Source organism: Agrilactobacillus fermenti (assembly GCF_021030645.1).
Taxonomy (GTDB): Bacteria; Bacillota; Bacilli; order Lactobacillales; family Lactobacillaceae; genus Agrilactobacillus; species Agrilactobacillus fermenti.
In genome coordinates this window covers 34,308-55,615 of sequence record NZ_JACGCJ010000002.1, presented here as the reverse complement: position 1 = coordinate 55,615, position 21,308 = coordinate 34,308, and the positions used below count along the sequence as shown (strand labels likewise).

Sequence of the window (21,308 nt, the reverse complement as noted above, 5' to 3'; positions counted from 1 at the left end):
GGGCTGGCGAATTGTGAGCAAACATGTTTTTAAAATGCGATTTGATCAGATGCCAGTTACAATTGAAATTGGCGGATTGGCAACACAAACAGATGGGAGTGTTTTGATCCGCTATGGCGACACGGTTGTTCTAAGTACAGTTATTAACGGTGAGGAAACGGGGCAAGGTGAAGCCTTATCTTTAGAAGTTCAATATCGATTAAGTTCACTTGTAACTCCGGAGCTCGGCGTTGATGCAGCGGTTAATGAAATACAACCAAAACTAGCGGCACATAGAATCAAACAAATTTTAGAGCCGCTTTTACCAAAAAAAGCTAATCAAGATATACAAATTACAAATACAGTTTTGAGTTATGATGCTGACTGTGCACCATTTTTAGCGGCGCTACTGGGTAGTGCCTTAGCATTAGGTATCTCTGACATACCATTTTTAGGACCAATCGCGAGTGTTGCAGTTGCTCAGCTAGACGACAATACGGTCATTTTAAATCCAACATCGATTCAGCGGCAACAAGCTGAAATGTATGCTTTAGTGGCTGGTACAGATCAAGGATTAAGTTTTGTGAATGCAACTGGTAAATCAATGTCTGAAAAGACACTCAGCCAAGGTTTGATGTTTGCTTTAGACGAAATTAGAAGGATCAATAAATTTCAAGCTAAAATTATTGCGACTATTGGGAAGTCTAAATTAGAGTTTAAAAAAACGGCCATTGCGGACACTTTAAAATCAGAAATTTTTAAGTTGTATCGTAAACAGATGCTGGCCACACTAACAACCACAAATTCAGCAACACGAGCTGCAAAAATTAAAACAATCAAAACATCAGCATTGAATTATTTTAAAACGAGTATGAGGGTGGAAACCAATACGCAAGCGTTGGTTTTAAAATATCTTGCTGAGTTAGAACAAGCAATGACGCGTCAATTATTATTAGATAAAAATATTCGAGTTGCTGGGCGTGCACTAGATGCGTTACGGCCGTTATCAGTGCAATTAAACATGTTATCAACAGCCACTGGTTCTAGTTTGTTGCAGCAGGGTAAAACTCAAATTTTAGCAGCTTTACGGTCTGCAAAGATAAAGTCAAATGACGTAAAAGCAGCGATACAAATCAATACACATTTCTTACCTATTAGGGGAGAAAGCAATGATGACTTTCAAGTTACACAGCAAATAGATTGGTTAGATCATCAGTACATTCGAAATGCGCTAACTCAGGTATGGCTGCCTCAAGCGGATCACTTGCAGCGGTTGAACTTGGATTTAGAAATTCTAGATCGAGATGGCAGTATCCTCTCCGCCAGTACGAATGCTGCGATGTTAGCCCTATTAGCTACAGGAGCCTTGGTTGATTCAGCTGTTGTTAGTGTCACAATGGGACTTGTCCAGCACCAAGGGAAAATAGTTGTGCTGACGGATATAAGTAACTTGGAACAGCGTTTTAGTGAGAGCCGCTTAGAAATTGCCGGAACAAAACAAGCACTAACAGCTTTCCAAATGATAGGTCAGCCAATAGTTATGGCTCAACCTGAATTAACCAAAGTTATCATGCAGGCTAGGCAAGCGCAATTAGCACTACTAGAGTTGGTTAAGCAGGCAATATCTATCTAATTATTGATAAAGTGATTCATTCAAGCACATTTCGAGTTTTAATTATCAGTACGGTTATATTGGTTTTCATTTTGATGCATGTCAATCAAATGATTAAGATATTTTTAATGATTTTCGTTTGCAAAAGCAAGGATTTAAGCAAACTAGCGGCTGTGTATTTTTTTATTGATTCGTGGTAGACTTAAAAACATTAAAAGAATCTAATTTATTTTGAGAGAGGTTTTAAATATGTCTGGTTATAATGTAGCTATTGTCGGCGCAACTGGTGCTGTAGGATCACGGTTTATTCAATTGTTGGAATACGAAACAAAATTACCAATCAATTCAGTGAAACTATTGGCGTCTAAACGTTCTGCAGGCAAGCAACTCAAGTTTAAAGACCAGATGCTTACAGTAGAAGAGACAACACCTGATTCATTTGAAGGTGTTGATTTAGCATTATTCTCAGCTGGTGGTTCTGTTTCAGCGAAGTTTGCACCAGAAGCTGTCAAACATGGTGCTGTTGTGGTTGATAATACAAGTCACTTTCGAATGGACCCCGAGGTACCTTTAGTTGTACCTGAAGTCAACCCACAAGCTTTGAAACGCCATCATGGCATCATTGCTAATCCAAATTGTTCGACCATTCAAATGGTCGTTGCTCTGGAACCTGTTCGGCAGAAATTTGGGTTAGATCAAGTGATTTGCTCTACCTATCAAGCCGTATCTGGAGCTGGTCAAAGTGCTATTAATGAATTGATGACTGAGGCCCAACAAGTGTTAAACCATGAACCGGTTGAACCTAAAATACTACCAGTTAGCGGCGATGAAAAGCATTACCAGATTGCTTTCAATACGTTAGCTCAAATCGATGTGTTTGAAGATGAAGACTATACTCATGAAGAGTGGAAAATGATCAATGAGACACGTAAAATCATGGAAGACAATGATTTGAAAGTAACAGCTACTTGTGTGCGTGTGCCTATTGTCGTCAGTCATTCGGAAACTGTTTATTTTACAACAACGGATCGTTCAGCAACACCTGATGATATCCGAGCTGTTTTGAAGACCGCCCCTGGTGTCGTTGTGGAAGATGACCCGAAACACCAAGTTTATCCGCAGCCAATTAATGCCGAGGGCAAAAAAGACACTTTTGTCGGGCGTATTCGTCGGGACATGGATAACCAAGGGTCATTCCATATGTATGTGGTTTCAGATAATCTGTTAAAGGGTGCTGCCTGGAATTCGCTTGAAATTGCCGAGACCTTGCATGAAATGAATCTATTACATGTCCAAGATTAGTGGGGGTTATGAATTTGCTGTTAGATGATGTATCAGTTATCACTGCAATGGTCACACCGTTTGATGACCGCAATGAACACATTGACCAAGAACGGTTACGGGCGTTAATCGAGCATTTGTTGGCAACGGGAACAGAAGCGTTATTGATTGGCGCAACGACGGGTGAAGGGCCAACACTGTCTCATGATGAAAAATTAAGCTTGTATCAAGCAACGGTAGCAATCAACCAAGGCCGTGTTCCAGTCATTGCTAATGTAGGCAGTAACAATACCCAAGAAACAATTACATTTATGAATGAAGTCGCGGAAATTAAGGGTATTGATGCGGCTCTAGTTGTGGTACCTTACTATAATCGGCCAAATCAAGCGGGACTATATGCCCATTTTGCCGCTGTTGCGACACAAGGTAAACTGCCATTTTTGATTTATAATATTCCAAGTCGAACTGGTGTCACTATGGCTGTGGCGACAATTTTGAAATTAGCAACCTTTGAACATGTTATCGGTGTTAAAGATTGTACGGGTATCACTAATTTAGGTGCTTTAGTCAATGGGACAAGTGATACTGATTTTGCTGTGTATAGCGGTGAAGATAATTTTGCCTTTGCAGCTAAAGCTATGGGTGCGCAAGGCGTGGTTTCAGTAGCAAGTCATTTATATGGTGAAGCAATCGCACGCATGTATCGCCTAATTGCCTTAGGAAAAGTCCAAGATGCTGCCAAAATTCAAATTAGTTTGGATCCCAAAATAAAGGCACTTTTTTCGACGCCTTCGCCAAGTGCCACTAAAGCTATGTTAAATGTGAATCAGTTACCAGTGGGCGGTGTGCGGCTACCCTTGGTGATGCCTAGTGCAGCGGAGTTTGAAACAATTAAACAAATTTTAGATAATTAATATGATTAAAGAGGTGAAGAGATGAGTCAAACAATTAAAGTTATCCCTTTTGGCGGATTGCGTGAAAATGGTAAAAATATGTACGCCGTTGAAATTGATAATGAGATTTTTGTGCTTGATTGTGGCCTGAAATATCCTGAAAATGAACTTTTAGGAATTGATGTGGTCATACCTGATTTTAGTTACTTAGAAGAGAATATCGATAAGGTTGTTGGTATCTTTTTAACACATGGACATGCAGATGCGATTGGCGCGTTACCTTATTTCTTAAAAGATCGTGATATTCCTGTTTTTGGGTCCAAGTTGACTGTTGAGTTAGCAAAAATCAATACAGAACGCGACCCGTTAACAAAGAAATTTAATGATTTTCATGTTGTCAATGAGAAAACGGCAATCGACTTTGAACAAGCAACTGTATCTTTCTTTAAAACTACTCACTCAATTCCAGGTTCTTTTGGGATAGTTATTAAAACGAGCTTGGGTCAAATCGTCTATACTGGTGATTTTAAATTTGACCAATCGGCAATGCCTATGTATCAAACAGATTTTGCGCGCTTATCAGAAATTGGCAAGCAGGAGGTTGCTTTGCTGTTAAGTGATTCTGCAAGTGCTGAGTCAATGGGACCAAGTGTCAGTGAATTGGAAATTTCTCGTTATGTGGAAGAAACTTTTAATTTTCATGACGGTCGAATTATTGTGGCTTCCGTAGCTTCAAATATCGTTCGCATTCAGCAGGTAATTAATGCTGCTTATAAAACCGGACGTAAGGTGGTCTTAACTGGTCGTGATCTGGAACGGATCGTTCGGACGGCTATGCGATTACACTATTTAGAGTTTCCAGCTAAAGATATTTTAGTGCCGATCAAAGATATGAAAAAGTACGAAGATAGCCAGCTCGTCATTCTAGAAACTGGGCGCATGGGTGAACCACTCAAAGCGCTACAAAAAATGGCTCAGAAACGTAATCGAAATGTCCGTATCCACGAAGGAGATCTAGTATTTATTACGACAACACCTTCCTATGCTATGGAAACGAATGTTGCCCGCACAAAAGATATGATTTATCGTGCTGGTGGTGAAGTAAAGGCTATTTCTGACGATTTACATGCCTCAGGACATGCAAATAAGAATGATCTACAATTGATGATCAATTTGTTGCATCCAAAAAATTTACTACCAGTTCAAGGTGAATACCGCCTAATGGATGCTCATGCCGAAATTGCTCATGAAACTGGGTTACCTTATAAAAATATCTTTTTAGCCCAAAATGGGGATGTTCTCTCATTGACAGAAGCGGGGATTAATCTAGGGCAATCGGTTGATGCCGGCAATGTTATGATCGATGGTAGTGGTGTTGGCGATATTGGCAATATTGTTTTGCGTGACCGCAAAGTCCTTTCAGAAGATGGGATCTTTGTGGCAGTAGTAACGATTGATCGTAAAAATAAAAAGATTGTAGCCAAGCCTAAGGTGATTACACGTGGGTTTGTTTATATTAAAGCAAATCGAGATTTAATGGCTGAGAGTATTGAAATTGTGAGCCAAACAATCCAGAATAATTTAGATAATAAAGAATTCGATTGGAGTACCTTAAAACAAGATGTACGAGAAGATCTCGGTAAATTCTTGTACGAACAGACACATCGGCATCCAGTAATTTTGCCAGTCATTATGGAGGTCAACCAAAATAAAATTCGTTCACAGAATCATAGTCGTGCAAAACGAGCTTCAAATCAGTGATACTGACGACTTTTATGTGAGGGGCGCATTCAATGCCAAAGGATAATGTCATTAAGTTTCCTAAGAACTTTGAAACTTTAATTGATCAAGGCAACCATTTTTTTGATGAATCAAAGTGGCATCGGGCGTATGAATGTTATTATCAAGCTTATGAATTGCGGCCAACATTTTCATTGAATTACTTACTTTCAATTTTGTTAAGCAAAATGGGCGAATTTGGTGAAGCATTAGCTTTAACGAAGGAATATTCTGAAGAATATTTGCAGCATGGTTCAGAATGCACATTCTATTATTTACAACTATTAGTAAAACATCGAGACTTTATCTTGGCGCGCCGTGATTTAAAAAATCTTCGGACGGCTAAACTGATTAATGTTTTGACGGCTTATATTCAAATGCAGGAACAAAAAATGATGCGTCATGAAGTCCAGATGCAGGCAAAGCTGCGGCAGGTCTATGCATTAGTCAATGCAACTCCAGCAGAACAACTGCATATTATTGCTGAAATCAAGCGATTACCACTAGCGGTTTATTTGCAGGCATTAACAGTTGTACTGCAAAATGATTGGATTAATCCACTTTATAAAAGCGAGCTTTTGAGTTACATTGCACCTTTGGCTGTTAAACAAAAACTGGCATTTAACTGGTTTGGACAAGTGAAAACAGTTGATTTGGCGACTTTACCAAGTGATTTTCGGGTCATAAGTTATCAAACCGTCTGGACACAATTAACGAATATGGCGCTAGATGATCCCATTATTTTGTTACAGATACAACAAGAGTTAGATCTACAATTTATACTTTTGTATCCATTTGCAGATGAAGTCGTGCAAGCGCCTGCTGTTTGGCTAGATGAATTATTGCTTAAGTATGAGGGACAAACCGCTGATACAGGCGATAAGGTACACTTGCAAGTGCGGCGATGGCAGGATAAGATCGAAGCATATATTGCAGAATTAAATATGTGAATTTTTTTGATTTGAATGTTTACAAATCAAAGGGAAGCACGTATAATGCAAAGAGGATATTTTTAAGAGGAAAATGTTTAGTTTCTCCCTTAAAAGTAGTACAATTAAACTTAGAGAATTTTTGGCATGAAGTAGCCTGAGTGCCAACATTTTCTTGTCAAAAATACAGGAGGTTTCTTTTAATGGCTGAAAAAGAACATTATGAAAGAACAAAACCCCATGTTAACATTGGTACTATCGGCCACGTTGACCATGGGAAAACTACTTTAACTGCTGCTATCACTAAGGTTTTAGCTTCTAAAGGTTTAGCGAAAGCTGAAGACTATGCTGATATCGATGCAGCTCCAGAAGAAAAAGAACGTGGTATTACAATCAACACTGCCCACGTTGAATACGAAACTGAAAAACGTCATTATGCTCATATTGACGCTCCAGGACATGCGGATTACGTTAAAAACATGATCACTGGTGCCGCTCAAATGGACGGTGCTATTTTAGTTGTTGCTGCTACTGATGGTCCTATGCCACAAACACGTGAACATATCTTGTTAGCACGTCAGGTTGGTGTTGAATACATCGTTGTCTTCTTAAACAAGACTGACTTGGTTGACGATGACGAATTGATCGACTTAGTTGAAATGGAAGTTCGTGAATTACTTTCAGAATACGATTACCCTGGTGATGATATTCCAGTTATTCGCGGTTCTGCTTTAAAAGCTCTTGAGGGCGATAAGGAACAAGAAGAAGTTATCTTGCATTTAATGGATGTTATTGATGACTATATTCCAACTCCAGAACGTGATAACGACAAACCATTCTTGATGCCTATTGAAGACGTATTTACGATCACTGGTCGTGGTACTGTTGCTTCTGGCCGTATCGATCGTGGTGAAGTTAAAATCGGTGACGAAGTTGAAATCATTGGTTTGAAACCAGAAATCTTGAAATCAACTGTTACAGGTCTTGAAATGTTCCGTAAGACACTTGACTTTGGTGAAGCCGGCGATAACGTTGGTGTACTTCTACGTGGTATTAACCGTGAACAAGTAGAACGTGGCCAAGTTTTAGCTAAACCAGGTTCAATTCAAACTCATAACAAATTCAAAGGTGAAGTTTATATCTTAACTAAAGAAGAAGGCGGCCGTCATACACCATTCTTCTCAAACTATCGCCCACAATTCTATTTCCATACAACTGACGTAACTGGTGTCATTGAGTTACCAGAAGGTGTAGAAATGGTTATGCCTGGTGATAATGTTACTTTTGAAGTTGATTTGATTGCACCTGTTGCTATTGAAAAAGGTACTAAGTTCACTGTCCGTGAAGGTGGCCGTACTGTCGGTGCCGGCATGGTTAATGAAATCTTAGACTAATAATAAGATGCTTTAAAAAAAGGGCTTGGGAAACCAAGTCTTTTTTTATGGATTCACTTAATTAATTCTGCCAAATCATTTACTTTTAGCAACACATAAGTTAGTATAAATTAGTATGCAAAAAAGCAATAAGTATTTAAGTTATGATCCGGAGGGAAACGTATGTCTGCAAAATGGGAAAAAAAAGGCACCAATGATGGTGAATTAACCTTTGAAATTGATGTCAATAAAATTAATGATGGTTTAGATCAAGCTTTTAAACGTGTGCGCAAGACTTTAAATGTGCCAGGGTTCCGTAAGGGCAAAGTGCCGCGCCAAGTATTTAACCGTATGTATGGTGAAGCTGCATTGTATGAAGATGCTTTGAATATTGTTTTACCTGATGCTTACGATAATGCTGTCAAGGAAGCGGCTATCGAACCAGTTGATCAACCTGAAATTAATGTTGAAAAGATGGAACCCAACGAACCTTGGGTCATCAAAGCTAAGGTAACCGTTAAACCAGAAGTCAAATTAGGTGACTATAAAGGTTTAACAGTACCTAAGCAAGAACGAGATGTAACTGATGCTGATGTTGACGCCGAGCTTGAAAAACGCCGTGAAGATCAAGCTGAATTGGTGCTTAAAGAAGATGGTGCTAGTGAGAAAGGTGACACAGTCGTCATTGACTATAAAGGTAGCATCGACGGCAAGCCTTTTGATGGTGGTTCCGCAGAAAACTACTCTTTAGAGTTAGGTTCAAATTCTTTCATTCCTGGGTTTGAGGATCAATTGATTGGTCATAAAGCTGGGGACGACGTTGAAGTTAAAGTAACTTTCCCTGAAGATTATCAAGCTAAAGATTTGGCTGGTAAAGAAGCTACTTTTGAAACTAAGATCCATGAAGTTAAAACAAAAGAGTTGCCAAAACTAGATGATGAGTTTGCTAAAGATGTTGATGAAGATGTTGATTCTTTGGATGAACTTAAAAAGAAAATCAAAGCTGATTTAGTTGAAAAGAAGAACACAGCTGCGGATGAAGCAATTCAAGATGCTGCCATTTCTGAAGCGGTTAAGAATGCAACTATCGAAGAATTACCAGAAGCTATGGTTCATGAAGAAGTGCATAACCAAATGAACCAATACCTTGGAAATATGCAACGTCAAGGTATTTCACCACAAATGTACTATCAATTAACTGGAACATCGGAAGACGACTTACACAAGCAATTTGAAAAAGATGCTGATGAACGTGTTCGTACAAATTTAGTGTTGGAAGCTATTGTAAAAGCTGAAGACATTAAACCATCTGAAGATGAGATCAATGATGAAATTAAAAACTTAGCTTCAGAATATAATATGGACGAAAAAACAGTTCGACAAACATTAACGAATGATATGTTAAGCCACGATATTGCTGTTAAAAAGGCAATTGATATCGTAGCTGATTCAGCTAAAGAAGCTTAAAGCATAAGCATTTAAAAGGGAGGTAAACGGTGAACTCAATTACTGTTTACCTCTTTTTTAAGCGCATTACTTTACGAACTGTTGTTTCTATGCTATCGTTCATGTAGTATTAGTTATGAATTACCCGCAGGATTATGGGTAATGGAAGGGTTGATTAATTCAATGTTTGACAATATGGAAACCTCTGGACCTGTCAAGTGTTCGTTCTGCGGCAAAACCCAGGATCAGGTCAAGAAAATCGTTGCCGGCCCCGGTGTATATATTTGTAATGAATGTATCGATTTATGCAAAGAAATTATTGATGAAGAATTTAAAGAAGAAGCTTATCATGATCTTGTAGATGTGCCAAAACCACAACAAATCTTAGATGTTTTGAACCAATACGTTATTGGTCAAGATGATGCAAAAAAGGCCCTTTCAGTTGCCGTTTATAACCATTACAAACGGGTCAATCAAATGTCGGTGGCTAAAGAAGATGATACCGAACTGCAAAAAAGTAACATTGCTTTGATTGGTTCAACTGGTTCAGGTAAAACGTTTCTAGCTCAATCACTTGCGCGTATTTTGAATGTGCCTTTTGCTATTGCAGACGCAACAACGTTGACCGAAGCTGGGTATGTTGGTGAAGATGTGGAAAACATTTTACTCAAGTTGCTGCAAAATGCGGATTACGATGTTGATCGTGCCCAACGTGGGATCATTTATATCGATGAAATCGATAAAATTGCTAAGAAGAGTGAAAATGTGTCCATTACACGTGATGTTTCTGGTGAAGGGGTACAGCAAGCTCTATTAAAAATACTTGAAGGTACTACAGCTAATGTGCCACCTCAGGGCGGTCGTAAGCATCCACAGCAAGAGTTTATTCAAATTGATACAACCAATATCTTGTTTATTGTTGGTGGTGCTTTTGATGGAATTGAACAAATCGTTAAAAATCGCCTGGGTGAAAAAACGATTGGTTTTGGGACGAATACAAATCAACAACTTGACGAAAATGAAAGTTTGATGCAGCAAATTATTCCTGAAGATTTGATGAAGTTTGGTATCATTCCTGAATTTATTGGACGTATTCCAATTATTGCAGCTTTAGAGAAATTAACTGAGGATGATTTAGTTCGCATTTTAACTGAACCCAAGAATGCACTTGTTAAACAATACCAAAAGTTATTGTCTCTGGATGATGTGCAGCTAGAGTTTACAAATGATGCTTTACATGCTATTGCTCATGAAGCCATTGAACGTGACACTGGTGCACGTGGTCTTCGTTCAATTATTGAAGAAGTTATGATGGATATGATGTTTGATTTGCCTAGTCGTGATGATGTTGCTAAAGCAATTGTAACGAAGGCTGCGGTTGAAGACCATGCCGAGCCTGAACTTGTTTTGGTTGACGGTAAAAAGGCTTCTTAAAAAGTTAAAGTTATGTTGATGTTTTTAAAAGAGCTGGTGGCAGAATATGTTCTGTGCCAGTTTTTTTAGTAAAAGTATTGGAGTGAATTATGCAATTTAATGATATAACCTTATTGATCAGTGCCGTTGACCCAAAACAATATCCTCAAGATGGCTTGTCGGAAATCGTCCTGTCTGGGCGTTCGAATGTGGGTAAATCTTCATTGATCAACACCTTGTTAAGTCGCAAAGCACTGGCACGTACTTCTAGTAAGCCGGGTAAGACGCAGACCTTGAATTTCTATCAAATTGAAAAGCAACTAATTTTTGTGGACGTTCCAGGTTATGGTTATGCTAAGGTTTCAAAACAGCAGCGAGAACGTTTTGGCCAAATTATTGAAACGTATCTGCAAACGCGAGAAGTGTTACAGGGTGCTGTATTATTAGTTGATGCCCGACACGAGCCTACAGAGGACGATTTTAATATGTACAACTATCTCAAGTATTATGATTTACCTGTGCTTGTCGTCGCAACTAAAGTAGATAAAATCAAACGAAGTCAGCATAATAAGCAGACAAAGATCATCAAACAGAAGTTGCAATTTGATCCTAGTGATCAATTTGTTTTCTTCAGTGCGGAAACAAAGGTCGGCCATGATGAAATTTGGCAGTGGATCAAGGCACATACCCAGGTTGATTTTGTTATTAAATCTGTGCAATGATGGCTGCGACTTGTTTAAATATTGCATTGGGTGATAAGCTTTATTAAAAAGTGATAGGAGTGAGACAAAAGATATTCAGCGCCTGAGCACTAATAAGAATTGCGAAAAACGGTGGCCTTTCCATTTGAGCCGTTCGTTGTTAGGTGAAGGTGTTGCCTTTTGGAACACGTTTAAACTAAAATTACTAGCAAACAGATAGAGGGCGAAAACAAAACGTTAATTTTGTTTTCGCCCTCGTCATTTTTATTTATCTTCTTTTTGACTGTCAGTTGTTTTTTTTTCTTTTTTTGTATCCTTTTTCTTTTTGTCATCTTCTAAATCTGGCATAGTTGCAAATTTATCAAATAAACCAGTCAGATCAACATCACGTTTAACGGTTAGTCCCATATAATCATTCCTTTCTTTACTTGTATTCTATCAGATTCATTGAAAAACACAATTATTGCACCTTTATGTATAAATATAAGAAAAATGCCGGTTATATTGAATATTAATGAATATTAGTGTATACTAGTGCTCATCAATTATAAATAGGAGTTATTATGTTAAGGCGAAAAAATTATTTTAAGCAATTATTATTATCTTTAGGTTTAGTCCTATTTGCTTTTATTGGCTTATTAGGTACGATTACGCCAGTCCATGCGGCAGACAACTCATTGCAGCGTATCAAACAAAAGGGTGTCATTGTAATGGGTACCAGTCCAGATTATCCGCCCTATGAGTTTATTACGAAAGTCAATGGGAAAAATAAAGTTGTTGGTATGGATGTACAAGTTGCGCAGCAAATCGCCAAGGATTTAGGTGTCAAACTCGAAATCAAACAAATGGACTTTGACAGCTTACTTGTTGCATTAGAGACGCACAAAGTAGACATGGTGCTGTCAGCAATGACGCCAACTGAAACGCGCAAACAAAGTGTGGACTTCTCTGAACCTTACTATCATGCTAGACAATCCATTATTGTACGTAAACAAGATAAGCGTTTATATAAAAATAAGGATTCTTTCAAAGGTAAAACAGTAGGTGTACAGACCGGTAGCTTGCAACAGAATCTGGCGAATAAGCAGATGAAAGGGACAAAAAAGAAGGGACTTACAAAAGTTACCGATTTAATTCTTTCGTTGGAAACCAACAAAATTGAGGGGATTGTTGCCGAGGATGCCGTGGCACAAGCTTATGTGGCCAATGATTCACGCTTAGCTAGTATTGATGCTGGGTTTGATTTGGGCGGTGATGAGACCGGCACGGCGATTGCGTTTGCAAAACATTCTGATAGCTTAGTGAATCAGGTCAATCAAAGTTTAGATAAGATCAAAGCTAAACATTTAACCAAGCAATATTTAGCGAGTGCTGGCAAATACATGGCTACGAATACGCAAAATGTTTCGATGTTTCACTACTGGACGTATTTTGCCAAAGGGATCGGATATACATTGCTAATTACAGCAATCGCTGTTGTGATTGGGATCATATTGGGCACACTTTTTGCCATGGGACGTTTAAGCAAGCGTACTTTTATCCATTATCCCGCTGTTTGGTATATTGAGTTTGTTCGGGGCACACCATTGATGATTCAAGTCATGTTCGTTTATTTCGGCGTTGGGATGCTATGGAATAATATTCCAGCGTTCTTTGCTGGTGTTGTGGCTGTGGCGCTAAATAGTGCCGCTTACGTCGCTGAGATCATACGTGGTGGGATTGATTCAGTACCTACCGGTCAAGTGGAGGCTGCACGTTCTTTGGGTATGTCGCATCGAGATGCCATGCAGACAGTTGTCTTACCTCAAGCCGTCAAAATTATTTGGCCATCATTGGGTAATGAGTTTATTTCTTTGATCAAAGAGAGCTCAATTGTTTCGATTATTGGGGTCACGGATCTAATTTATCAATTGCGTGCCGTTCAAGCTGCTACCTATCGTGGCGTTGCACCAATTGCAGTGGCAATGATTATTTACTTTATTATAACGTTCACCTTGTCTCGGATTTTGAACCGTGCTGAAAGGAAGATGCAACATGACTGAAATGTTAAAAGTTGAGAATTTGACAAAGACATTCGGAGAAAATAAAGTTTTGCGAGGTATCGACGGAACAGTCAATAGCGGTCAAGTGATCGTTGTGATCGGACCTTCAGGTGGTGGTAAGAGTACGTTCCTGCGTTGCCTAAATTTATTGGAAAAACCGACGTCTGGTAAAGTTTCATTTGAAGGCACCGATTTGACAGGGCTCTCAGAAAAAGCGTTAGATGATATTCGTGAAAAAATGGGAATGGTATTTCAAAGTTTTAATTTATTCTCGAATATGAATGTTTTAGATAATTTAACGTTGGCCCCAAAACGGGTTAAAAATGAAGCTGAAGCTAAGGCACAAACTCATGCCATTGAACTTTTAGAAAAAGTCGGTTTAGCTGATAAAAAGGCTGCTTATCCAGATAGCCTTTCTGGTGGGCAGCAGCAGCGGGTGGCGATTGCCCGAGCGTTAGCGATGGATCCAGACGTTATGTTATTCGATGAACCAACCTCTGCTTTAGATCCAGAGATGGTTGGTGAAGTTTTGAAAGTTATGCAGGATTTAGCTTCTGATGGCATGACCATGGTAGTTGTGACCCATGAAATGGGCTTTGCCCGCCAAGTTGCGAATGAAGTTTGGTTTATGGACGGCGGTAATATTGCTGAAAAAGGGACCCCAGAGCAAATTTTTGATCATCCGCAGAACGAACGGACCAAGGACTTTTTGTCAAAGGTATTAGCCCAATAAAATATTAAAAAATAAGCAGGGTAGCGAATAGTTGCTATTCCTGCTTTTTGTATGTATGATAGTAAGGCAAAAATATAAATTTACTTGTTTGCCATTATAAAAGTAGGAAGTGAAAGTATGGCAACTGAGCTGATCGAACATAAATTGGCTTTACTCCCCGGATTACCGGGTTGTTATATGATGAAAGATATTAACGGCAAAATTATTTACGTAGGTAAAGCCAAAAATTTAAAGAATCGTGTGCGTTCTTACTTTAAAAGTTCGCATACCGGTAAGACAGAGCGGTTGGTTTCTGAAATCCGTGACTTTGAAACGATTGTAACTTCTACTGATAAAGAAGCCTTTCTGTTAGAAATCACTTTGATTCAAAAACACCAACCTTATTATAATATTCGTTTGAAGCGCGGCACTGGTTATCCTTATATCAAAATCACCAATGAACGTGATCCAATGATGAAAATCACCGGTAAAATTGAAAAAGACGGCGCTTATTATTTTGGCCCATATCCAAATGTTTATGCGGCTGAAGAAACCATGCGCTTTTTACAGAAAGTTTATCCTTTACGCCGTTGCCCGGGCCATTTAGGCCGACCATGTTTGTATTATCATATGGGGCAATGTTTAGGTGCTTGTTTTAAAGATGTGCCTGAAGCAGAATATGACCAACAAATTGAAAAAATCAAAAAATTTCTCAACGGTAATGTAGCACATATTAAAAAAGAACTATCTGAAAAGATGCAGCAGGCAGCTGCTGAAATGAAATTTGAACGTGCTGCTGAACTACGAGATCAGATTCAATATATTGAACAAACTGTTGAAAAACAGAAAATTATTTCTAACGACCACACCTCTAGAGATCTGTTTAATTTTTATTATGACCGTGGTTATATTTCGATCCAAGTCTTTTTTATCCGTCAAGCTCGGTTAATGAAGCGCGAGAAGAAAATTGCACCAATTATTAATGATCCTGTCGAAGAGTTTACAACATTTATATTGCAGTTCTATAATCGTAAAAATAATTTACCTCCAAAGGAAATTTTGGTGCCTAAGAGCGTAGATATCGCTAATATTGAGTCTTTGGTAGGTGTGCCGATGCGGACACCACAACGCGGTGAAAAGCGAGAATTAATGGCGTTAGCGAAGAAAAATGCCAAATTAGTATTAGATGAAAAATTTCGATTGATGGAACTAGATGAAAGTAAGACGATTGGCGCACAGGACGAGATATTTTCTGCCTTGGGTTTGCCGAAGGGTCATGTTATCGAAGCTTTTGACCATTCCCATATTATGGGTCAAGATCCTGTTTCGGCTATGGTCATGTTTGTGGATGGGCGCCCGGAGAAAAATATGTATCGCAAATATAAACTTAAGGGTGAGGTCGAACATCAAAATGGAGCTGATGAAGCTAGCAATACCAGGGAAGTGATTCGACGGCGTTATACGCGTTTATTAAAGGAACATGCAGATTTACCAGATTTAATTTTAATGGATGGTGGCGAAATTGAAATGTTAGCCGCCCGGGATGTTCTTGAGAACGAATTAAATTTGAATATTCCGTTGGCCGGGATGGTTAAAAATGATAAGCACAAAACAGCCGCGTTATTGTTTGGCGATGATGCTCATATTCACGAGGTGCCTTTAGACCATAAGAGCCAAGGATTCTATTTACTGCAACGCATTCAAGATGAAGTTCATCGTTTCGTTATAACTTTCCATAGAAAAACGCATTCGCGAAACAGTCTCAGCTCGCAGTTAGAAACTATTAAAGGTGTTGGTCCGAAAACACGAACTAAGTTGCTGAAAACGTTTGGTTCGCTAAACAAGATCAAGACGGCATCAGTTGCTGATATTCAAGCAGTGGGTGTTTCTAAAACAACAGCACAAATGATCAAGTTATCGTTAAATACCGCTGTAAAGAGTTAACTATCGCTCAAATAAAAAACCACATTTCTCGTTTTGAACGGAAATGTGGTTTTTTGATATTTAATTAAATCGCTTCTTTTTCAGCTTGACGTTTTGGCCGCCAAACACCTAAGATCACGCCGGCAATAATGGCACCGATCACAAATGACAATAGATAGAATAGTGGTTTATTTGCTAGGAAAATAACGAAAATACCACCATGAGGCGCCGGAACATTGACATGCCATAATTGTGTTAAGCCACCAGCAATTGCGGAACCAATCACGCTAGATGTGATCACATGAAGTGGATCACTGGCTGCAAATGGAATCGCCCCTTCTGTGATGAAGGAGATACCTAGGATGTAGTTACTAATCCCAGCTCGGCGTTCATCACCGGTAAACTTATCTTTCCAGAAAGTAGTTGCAATGGCAGTTGCCAACGGTGGCACCATCCCGCCGGCCATAACAGCAGCCATCAGTGTACCATCGCCAGTTGCTGTATAGGCGCCAATAGCAAAGGTATAAGCCGCTTTATTGAAAGGACCACCCATATCGATAGACATCATCCCACCAAGAATGACACCTAAAATTACGGCATTACCAGTACCCATACTCTTTAAGAAGTTTGTGATTGCAGCATTGATAACGGCAAAGATTGGATCAACGGCAAAGTACATGATGGCACCAACAACGAGTAAGCCCAACACTGGGAAAATCAGAATTGGTTTTAAGCCATCAAGTGAGTGCGGTAAATTCTTGAATAATTTCTTTAAGCCAATCATCACATAACCGGCGATAAAACCTGCAGCTAAACCGCCTAAGAAGCCTGCTGGACTTTTAGAAGGGAAGAAACTAGCTGCAGCTTGGGAAGCCATATAGCCTCCAACGAAACCAGGCATTAATGCCGGTCGATCACCAATTGATTCAGCAATGTATGCCGCTAATACTGGAATCAAGAAACTAAAGGCAAAGTTACCGATTTGATTTGGAAAGACGAACCAAGTTGATTTCGCACCAACTATGTGTTCCAACAAGAAGGAGATAGCCATTAAAATACCGCCGCCGACAACGAACGGTAACATATTAGAGATACCATTCATCAAATTGGCGTAAATTTGGCTACCAACTGATTTTTGCTCTGAACTGCCAGATTCAGAATCGGCAGCGCCATTACCATGAAAAACAGGGGCTTTTTGATCTAAAGTTTCTTGAATCAGTTCTTCAGGTTTATTGATACCTTCTGTAACGGGGCGATTTAATAAGCGCTTGCCGTCAAAACGATCCATTTCAACTTTTTTATCAGCAGCTACAATGACACCAGTTGCCCGAGCAATATCATCAGCAGTCAAGCGATGCTTAACACCTTCTGAACCGTTCGTTTCGACTTTGATATCAACACCCATTGCTTCTGCTTGTTTTTTTAGTGCCGCTTCAGCCATATAAGTATGTGCGATCCCAGTTGGGCAAGCAGTAACGGCTACAATAAATGGCTTATCTGCTTTAGCATCCGTTGTTGGTGTCTGAGCAGCAGACTTAGCTTCTGCTTCAGCCTTTTCTTTGGCAGCTTCTTGAGCCTCTTTCGCTTCTTTGGCTGCTTGGGCATCGCCAAAAAGTTTTTGAACTTCTTCAGGTGTTTTGGCTTGTTTTAAGGCGGCAACTAAATCGGGATCAATTAATAGTGATGAAAGTGCAGCTAATGCTTGTAAATGTTCATTATTGGCCCCTTCAGGAGCAGCAATCATAAAGAACAGATAAACTGGTTGTCCGTCTAAAGCATCATAATCGACACCTTTTGAACTCTTAGCAAATAATACAGTAGCGCGTTTAACTGCTTTGTTTTTAGCATGAGGCATGGCGATACCGTCACCGATACCAGTGGTAGATTGGGCTTCACGTTTGATGATATCAGCTTTGTAGGCTGCTTCATCGTCAATGACACCTTTGACATAATACTGATGCACCATTTCATCGATTGCACCTTGCTTGGTAGTTGCTTTAAGATCCATGATCATGACATCTTTTAGCAATAAATCTCGTATGTCCATTGAAATCCTCCGTTCAAAATTTTAACTTAATTAAATGCTTCAATAGTGATTTTAGGTAACAAAGCATCGATTTGTGCTTTTGTAGCTAAATCTTTAGCAAAAGCTGTCGCACTACCACAGGCAAGGCCAATTTTAAAACTAGCCATTGGATCTTTAGTCTTAGCAAATGTACCTGTAAAACCAGCAATCATTGAATCACCAGCACCAACAGAATTGACCACAGTGCCTTTCGGTGCTTTTGAATAATATGTTTGGTCAGACGTAATCAAAAAGGCACCATCGCCGGCCATCGAAATCAAAACATTTTTAGCACCAAGATCTAATAGCTTGCGGCCATACTTCGCAATATCTTCCAAGTCATCAAGTTGAACATTGAAGAGTTGGGCTAACTCATGATGATTCGGTTTTACTACTAAGGGGTGTGCTGATAGCGTATCCTTTAATGCCTGACCAGTCGTATCGATGACAAAATCAGCACCTTGAGCTTGAATCATTGGAATCAGGTCGCGATAAAAAGTATCAGGTAGGGCAGGTGGCAGACTACCGGACATAACCACCACATCACCAGCTTGAAGCTGCTTTAAATTTGTTTTGAAATCAGCGACATTTTCAGAACTGATCGTTGGCCCCTGACCGTTGATTTCGGTTTCTTGGTCAGCTTTGATCTTAACGTTAATACGCGTATCATCAGCCACTTCAGTGAAACTAGTCGTTAAGTGGTCTTTTTCTAAAGCCTCTTTAACGAAACGCCCTGTATAACCCCCAATAAACCCTAATGCCGTGGTTGGTAAACCCAATTGACGAAGAATTCGGGAAACATTGATACCTTTGCCTCCGGGTAGTGAAGTGCTGGAATCTAAACGATTAACAGTACCTAATTCGATTTTGTCAGTTGTTACAACATAATCAATGGATGGGTTTGCGGTAACAGTATAAATCAAAAATGAACGACCTCCTCTATAGATGTATATGTTTTTAGATGTTGAAACTTTTCTGGCATAGTTGAAGTGATGATTTCGGCATCAGAAAGATTACCAAATCGGTCAAAGGAAACACGGCCAAATTTATTGGCTTCTGCTAGAATGTAGCGCTCGGCCGACCGTTTTAAAACGATACGTTTAAGGGCACCTTCTTCAGGATCTGGTGTAGAATAACCATTTTGTTCGTCGATTCCGTTTGTACCAATAAACGCTAGATCAAAACGATAGTCATTCAGTTCAGCAATGGCTTTAGCGCCAATAACAGCTTTGGTTAGATTTTTAATTTGTCCGCCAATTAAATAAATATGCAACTGTTTCTCTGCCAGCAGTGCAGCTGTGTCAACGCCAGTTGTCACAATAGTCACGTGCTGTGCTGGCGTTAAGAAGGGAATCAATGCTTGGACAGTTGTCCCGGCATCCATAAAAATCACATCACCCTGGTGAATTTTAGTGGCCGCATATTCAGCAATTTGCTGTTTCTCTGCAACGTTGGTGTTAGCCTTGCTAGTTTGGCTTGGCTCGTCCATTAAATTGTTCAAACGCTTAGCACCACCGTGAATCCGCACTAAACGACCAGCATCCTCGAGTTCTTGAAGATCTCGACGAACGGTCGATTCAGAGGCTTTGGTGTGTGCAACTAGATCTTGTAGTTTGACAATTTCTTTGGTACGCAAGCACTTCAAAATATAATGCTGTCTTTCTTCTGTTAACATACACTCAACTCCATTTGGTATTGTAATCGGTTAACCAGCAAAAATCAACAAAAAACGTTCAAAACCTGTCATTTTCTGTTATTATTTTTTTAAATTCTGTTTTAAGGCTAGGTTATATTTACTTTTCCTGTTAAAATAAGTAGAATAATTAAATGGATTCTAGAGGTCGTAGAAAGGGCGTTACCGATGTTTGTCGACCAAGTTAAGATACAAGTGAAAGCAGGAAAAGGCGGCGATGGTGCTGTTGCATTCCGAAAAGAGAAGTATGTGCCAAAGGGGGGTCCAGCCGGTGGTGATGGCGGAAAAGGCGGTAGTATTGTCCTTGTCGTTGATCCAGGGTTACGGACGTTAATGGATTTTCGCTATAAGCGGATTTTTAAGGCTGCTAATGGTGAAAATGGTATGAATAAAAGTATGTATGGCCACGGTGCTGAAGATACGGTTATTAAGGTACCCCAAGGCACGATGGTTAAAAATGCAGAGACAGATGAATTGATTGGCGATTTAACGGAAATTGGACAACAACTGGTGGTAGCTCAAGGTGGTCGTGGCGGTCGTGGCAACATTCATTTTGCCAATTCTCGGCGTCGTGCCCCAGAAATTGCCGAAAACGGTGAGCCTGGGCAAGATTTAGAAATCAAATTGGAATTACGTGTTATCGCTGATGTAGGACTGGTTGGATATCCTTCGGTTGGTAAATCTACCTTATTATCTGTGGCTACCAGTGCGAAACCTAAAATTGCAGCATATCATTTTACAACTTTAGTGCCTAACTTAGGGATGGTGCAGTTGAGTGATGGTCGTGATTTTGTTATGGCTGATTTACCTGGGCTAATTGAGGGTGCTTCAAATGGCGTTGGCCTTGGATTTCAGTTTTTACGTCATATTGAACGCACACGAGTCATTTTACATTTAGTAGATATGGACCCCGAAAATGGCCGAGTACCAATTGATGACTTTGAGCAGATCAATCATGAATTAGAAACTTATGACCCCACAATTTTGAATCGACCACAAATTATTGTGGCTACAAAATTAGATTTACCAGGAGCTCAGGAACGTCTTGATGAATTTAAGCAAGCATTGGCTAAATCCAAGCATTTCAAAGATGCAACTATTTTTGCAATTTCAAGCGTAACTCATAGTGGCGTGCGTCAGTTATTAACCACAGCGGCTACGGCTTTAGAACAAATACCAAAAGCACAGCCTGAACCTGTAGCAGCAAAGACCTATGACTATGAAACCCAAAAAGCAGCTGATTTTGCAATTCACCAAGACGAGACGGGTGCTTATATTGTAACAGGAGAAAAAGTTGAACGTTTACTTAAGATGACGAATTTGAATCATGATGACAGTGTATTGCGTTTCGCAAGACAATTGAAATCAATGGGGATTGAAGAAGGATTAAGAGCTGCTGGTGCCAAAAATGGTGATACCGTAACCATTGCTGACTTTAGCTTTGAATTTGTTGATTAAGTTTGAGAT

The 21,308-nt window shown here is 39.5% G+C and carries 17 protein-coding genes; 13 read left to right on the top strand and 4 right to left on the bottom strand.

Features of this window, described 5'->3' with window-relative positions; all coding sequences use genetic code 11:
* Positions 1 to 13 precede the first annotated feature (13 nt).
* The 9 genes from FHQ08_RS00845 (at position 14) to yihA (ending at position 11,427) form a co-directional block, all read left to right on the top strand.
* The gene (locus FHQ08_RS00845) at positions 14 to 1,612 is read left to right on the top strand and encodes a hypothetical protein (RefSeq protein WP_230912486.1); all 1,599 of its coding nucleotides are present in this window, start codon (positions 14 to 16) and stop codon (positions 1,610 to 1,612) included.
* Positions 1,613 to 1,840: 228 nt separating this feature from the next.
* On the top strand, positions 1,841 to 2,893 hold the full coding sequence (locus tag FHQ08_RS00840; RefSeq protein WP_230912485.1) for an aspartate-semialdehyde dehydrogenase: 1,053 nt from the start codon (positions 1,841 to 1,843) through the stop codon (positions 2,891 to 2,893).
* A 47-nt stretch (positions 2,894 to 2,940) separates the two neighbouring features.
* On the top strand, positions 2,941 to 3,786 hold the full coding sequence (gene dapA, locus FHQ08_RS00835) for a 4-hydroxy-tetrahydrodipicolinate synthase (protein ID WP_407929104.1): 846 nt from the start codon (positions 2,941 to 2,943) through the stop codon (positions 3,784 to 3,786).
* Positions 3,787 to 3,807: 21 nt separating this feature from the next.
* Positions 3,808 to 5,526 carry a ribonuclease J gene (locus tag FHQ08_RS00830; protein WP_230912483.1) on the top strand — a complete coding sequence of 573 codons (1,719 nt, stop codon included), beginning with the start codon at positions 3,808 to 3,810 and terminating at the stop codon, positions 5,524 to 5,526.
* 32 nt (positions 5,527 to 5,558) lie between these two features.
* Positions 5,559 to 6,494, top strand: coding sequence for a hypothetical protein (locus FHQ08_RS00825; RefSeq protein ID WP_230912482.1), 936 nt, complete (start codon positions 5,559 to 5,561; stop codon positions 6,492 to 6,494).
* A gap of 182 nt (positions 6,495 to 6,676) precedes the next feature.
* Positions 6,677 to 7,867, top strand: a complete 1,191-nt coding sequence (gene tuf, locus FHQ08_RS00820) for an elongation factor Tu (RefSeq protein WP_230912481.1) — start codon at positions 6,677 to 6,679, stop codon at positions 7,865 to 7,867.
* Between the two features lie 162 nt (positions 7,868 to 8,029).
* Positions 8,030 to 9,313 carry a trigger factor gene (gene tig / locus FHQ08_RS00815; protein ID WP_230912480.1) on the top strand — a complete coding sequence of 428 codons (1,284 nt, stop codon included), beginning with the start codon at positions 8,030 to 8,032 and terminating at the stop codon, positions 9,311 to 9,313.
* A gap of 162 nt (positions 9,314 to 9,475) precedes the next feature.
* The gene (clpX, locus tag FHQ08_RS00810; protein ID WP_230912550.1) at positions 9,476 to 10,726 is read left to right on the top strand and encodes an ATP-dependent Clp protease ATP-binding subunit ClpX; all 1,251 of its coding nucleotides are present in this window, start codon (positions 9,476 to 9,478) and stop codon (positions 10,724 to 10,726) included.
* An 89-nt stretch (positions 10,727 to 10,815) separates the two neighbouring features.
* Complete coding sequence (gene yihA / locus FHQ08_RS00805) at positions 10,816 to 11,427, top strand: ribosome biogenesis GTP-binding protein YihA/YsxC (protein ID WP_230912479.1); 612 nt, start codon at positions 10,816 to 10,818, stop codon at positions 11,425 to 11,427.
* A 243-nt stretch (positions 11,428 to 11,670) separates the two neighbouring features.
* Here the strand turns inward: yihA and FHQ08_RS00800 are convergent, their stop codons facing one another.
* Positions 11,671 to 11,814, bottom strand: coding sequence for an SPJ_0845 family protein (locus FHQ08_RS00800; protein ID WP_230912478.1), 144 nt, complete (start codon positions 11,812 to 11,814; stop codon positions 11,671 to 11,673).
* Positions 11,815 to 11,969: 155 nt separating this feature from the next.
* Here FHQ08_RS00800 and FHQ08_RS00795 point away from each other — a divergent pair, with 155 nt between their 5' ends.
* From FHQ08_RS00795 to uvrC, 3 genes are all read left to right on the top strand, one after another.
* Positions 11,970 to 13,448: an ABC transporter substrate-binding protein/permease gene (locus tag FHQ08_RS00795; RefSeq protein ID WP_230912477.1), complete on the top strand. Its 1,479-nt coding sequence runs from the start codon at positions 11,970 to 11,972 to the stop codon at positions 13,446 to 13,448.
* Complete coding sequence (locus FHQ08_RS00790; protein ID WP_407929100.1) at positions 13,441 to 14,181, top strand: amino acid ABC transporter ATP-binding protein; 741 nt, start codon at positions 13,441 to 13,443, stop codon at positions 14,179 to 14,181. The genes FHQ08_RS00795 and FHQ08_RS00790 overlap by 8 nt, the downstream gene beginning before the upstream one ends.
* A gap of 117 nt (positions 14,182 to 14,298) precedes the next feature.
* Entirely contained in the window at positions 14,299 to 16,104 is a 1,806-nt protein-coding gene (gene uvrC, locus FHQ08_RS00785; protein ID WP_230912476.1) for an excinuclease ABC subunit UvrC, read from the top strand.
* Positions 16,105 to 16,168: 64 nt separating this feature from the next.
* On the opposite strand, the gene FHQ08_RS00780 is transcribed toward uvrC, so the two are convergent.
* From FHQ08_RS00780 to FHQ08_RS00770, 3 genes are read right to left on the bottom strand one after another with little or no spacing between them, the layout of a single operon-like run.
* Positions 16,169 to 18,130, bottom strand: coding sequence for a PTS fructose transporter subunit IIABC (locus FHQ08_RS00780; RefSeq protein ID WP_230912475.1), 1,962 nt, complete (start codon positions 18,128 to 18,130; stop codon positions 16,169 to 16,171).
* Between the two features lie 26 nt (positions 18,131 to 18,156).
* Positions 18,157 to 19,071, bottom strand: coding sequence for a 1-phosphofructokinase (gene pfkB, locus FHQ08_RS00775; protein WP_230912474.1), 915 nt, complete (start codon positions 19,069 to 19,071; stop codon positions 18,157 to 18,159).
* On the bottom strand, positions 19,068 to 19,823 hold the full coding sequence (locus FHQ08_RS00770) for a DeoR/GlpR family DNA-binding transcription regulator (protein ID WP_230912473.1): 756 nt from the start codon (positions 19,821 to 19,823) through the stop codon (positions 19,068 to 19,070). The genes pfkB and FHQ08_RS00770 overlap by 4 nt, the downstream gene beginning before the upstream one ends.
* 186 nt (positions 19,824 to 20,009) lie before the next feature.
* Here FHQ08_RS00770 and obgE point away from each other — a divergent pair, with 186 nt between their 5' ends.
* The gene (obgE, locus tag FHQ08_RS00765; RefSeq protein WP_230912472.1) at positions 20,010 to 21,299 is read left to right on the top strand and encodes a GTPase ObgE; all 1,290 of its coding nucleotides are present in this window, start codon (positions 20,010 to 20,012) and stop codon (positions 21,297 to 21,299) included.
* Positions 21,300 to 21,308 lie beyond the last annotated feature (9 nt).

Excerpts from the sequence above, each read along its gene's own strand:
- FHQ08_RS00840 (WP_230912485.1), top strand. The coding sequence starts at position 1,841 with ATGTCTGGTTATAATGTAGCTATTGTCGGCGCAACTGGTGCTGTAGGA.
- dapA (WP_407929104.1), top strand. The coding sequence starts at position 2,941 with ATGGTCACACCGTTTGATGACCGCAATGAACACATTGACCAAGAACGG.
- FHQ08_RS00830 (WP_230912483.1), top strand. The coding sequence starts at position 3,808 with ATGAGTCAAACAATTAAAGTTATCCCTTTTGGCGGATTGCGTGAAAAT.
- FHQ08_RS00825 (WP_230912482.1), top strand. The coding sequence starts at position 5,559 with ATGCCAAAGGATAATGTCATTAAGTTTCCTAAGAACTTTGAAACTTTA.
- tuf (WP_230912481.1), top strand. The coding sequence starts at position 6,677 with ATGGCTGAAAAAGAACATTATGAAAGAACAAAACCCCATGTTAACATT.
- tig (WP_230912480.1), top strand. The coding sequence starts at position 8,030 with ATGTCTGCAAAATGGGAAAAAAAAGGCACCAATGATGGTGAATTAACC.
- clpX (WP_230912550.1), top strand. The coding sequence starts at position 9,476 with ATGTTTGACAATATGGAAACCTCTGGACCTGTCAAGTGTTCGTTCTGC.
- yihA (WP_230912479.1), top strand. The coding sequence starts at position 10,816 with ATGCAATTTAATGATATAACCTTATTGATCAGTGCCGTTGACCCAAAA.
- FHQ08_RS00800 (WP_230912478.1), bottom strand. The coding sequence starts at position 11,814 with ATGGGACTAACCGTTAAACGTGATGTTGATCTGACTGGTTTATTTGAT.
- FHQ08_RS00795 (WP_230912477.1), top strand. The coding sequence starts at position 11,970 with ATGTTAAGGCGAAAAAATTATTTTAAGCAATTATTATTATCTTTAGGT.
- FHQ08_RS00790 (WP_407929100.1), top strand. The coding sequence starts at position 13,441 with ATGACTGAAATGTTAAAAGTTGAGAATTTGACAAAGACATTCGGAGAA.
- uvrC (WP_230912476.1), top strand. The coding sequence starts at position 14,299 with ATGGCAACTGAGCTGATCGAACATAAATTGGCTTTACTCCCCGGATTA.
- FHQ08_RS00780 (WP_230912475.1), bottom strand. The coding sequence starts at position 18,130 with ATGGACATACGAGATTTATTGCTAAAAGATGTCATGATCATGGATCTT.
- FHQ08_RS00770 (WP_230912473.1), bottom strand. The coding sequence starts at position 19,823 with ATGTTAACAGAAGAAAGACAGCATTATATTTTGAAGTGCTTGCGTACC.
- obgE (WP_230912472.1), top strand. The coding sequence starts at position 20,010 with ATGTTTGTCGACCAAGTTAAGATACAAGTGAAAGCAGGAAAAGGCGGC.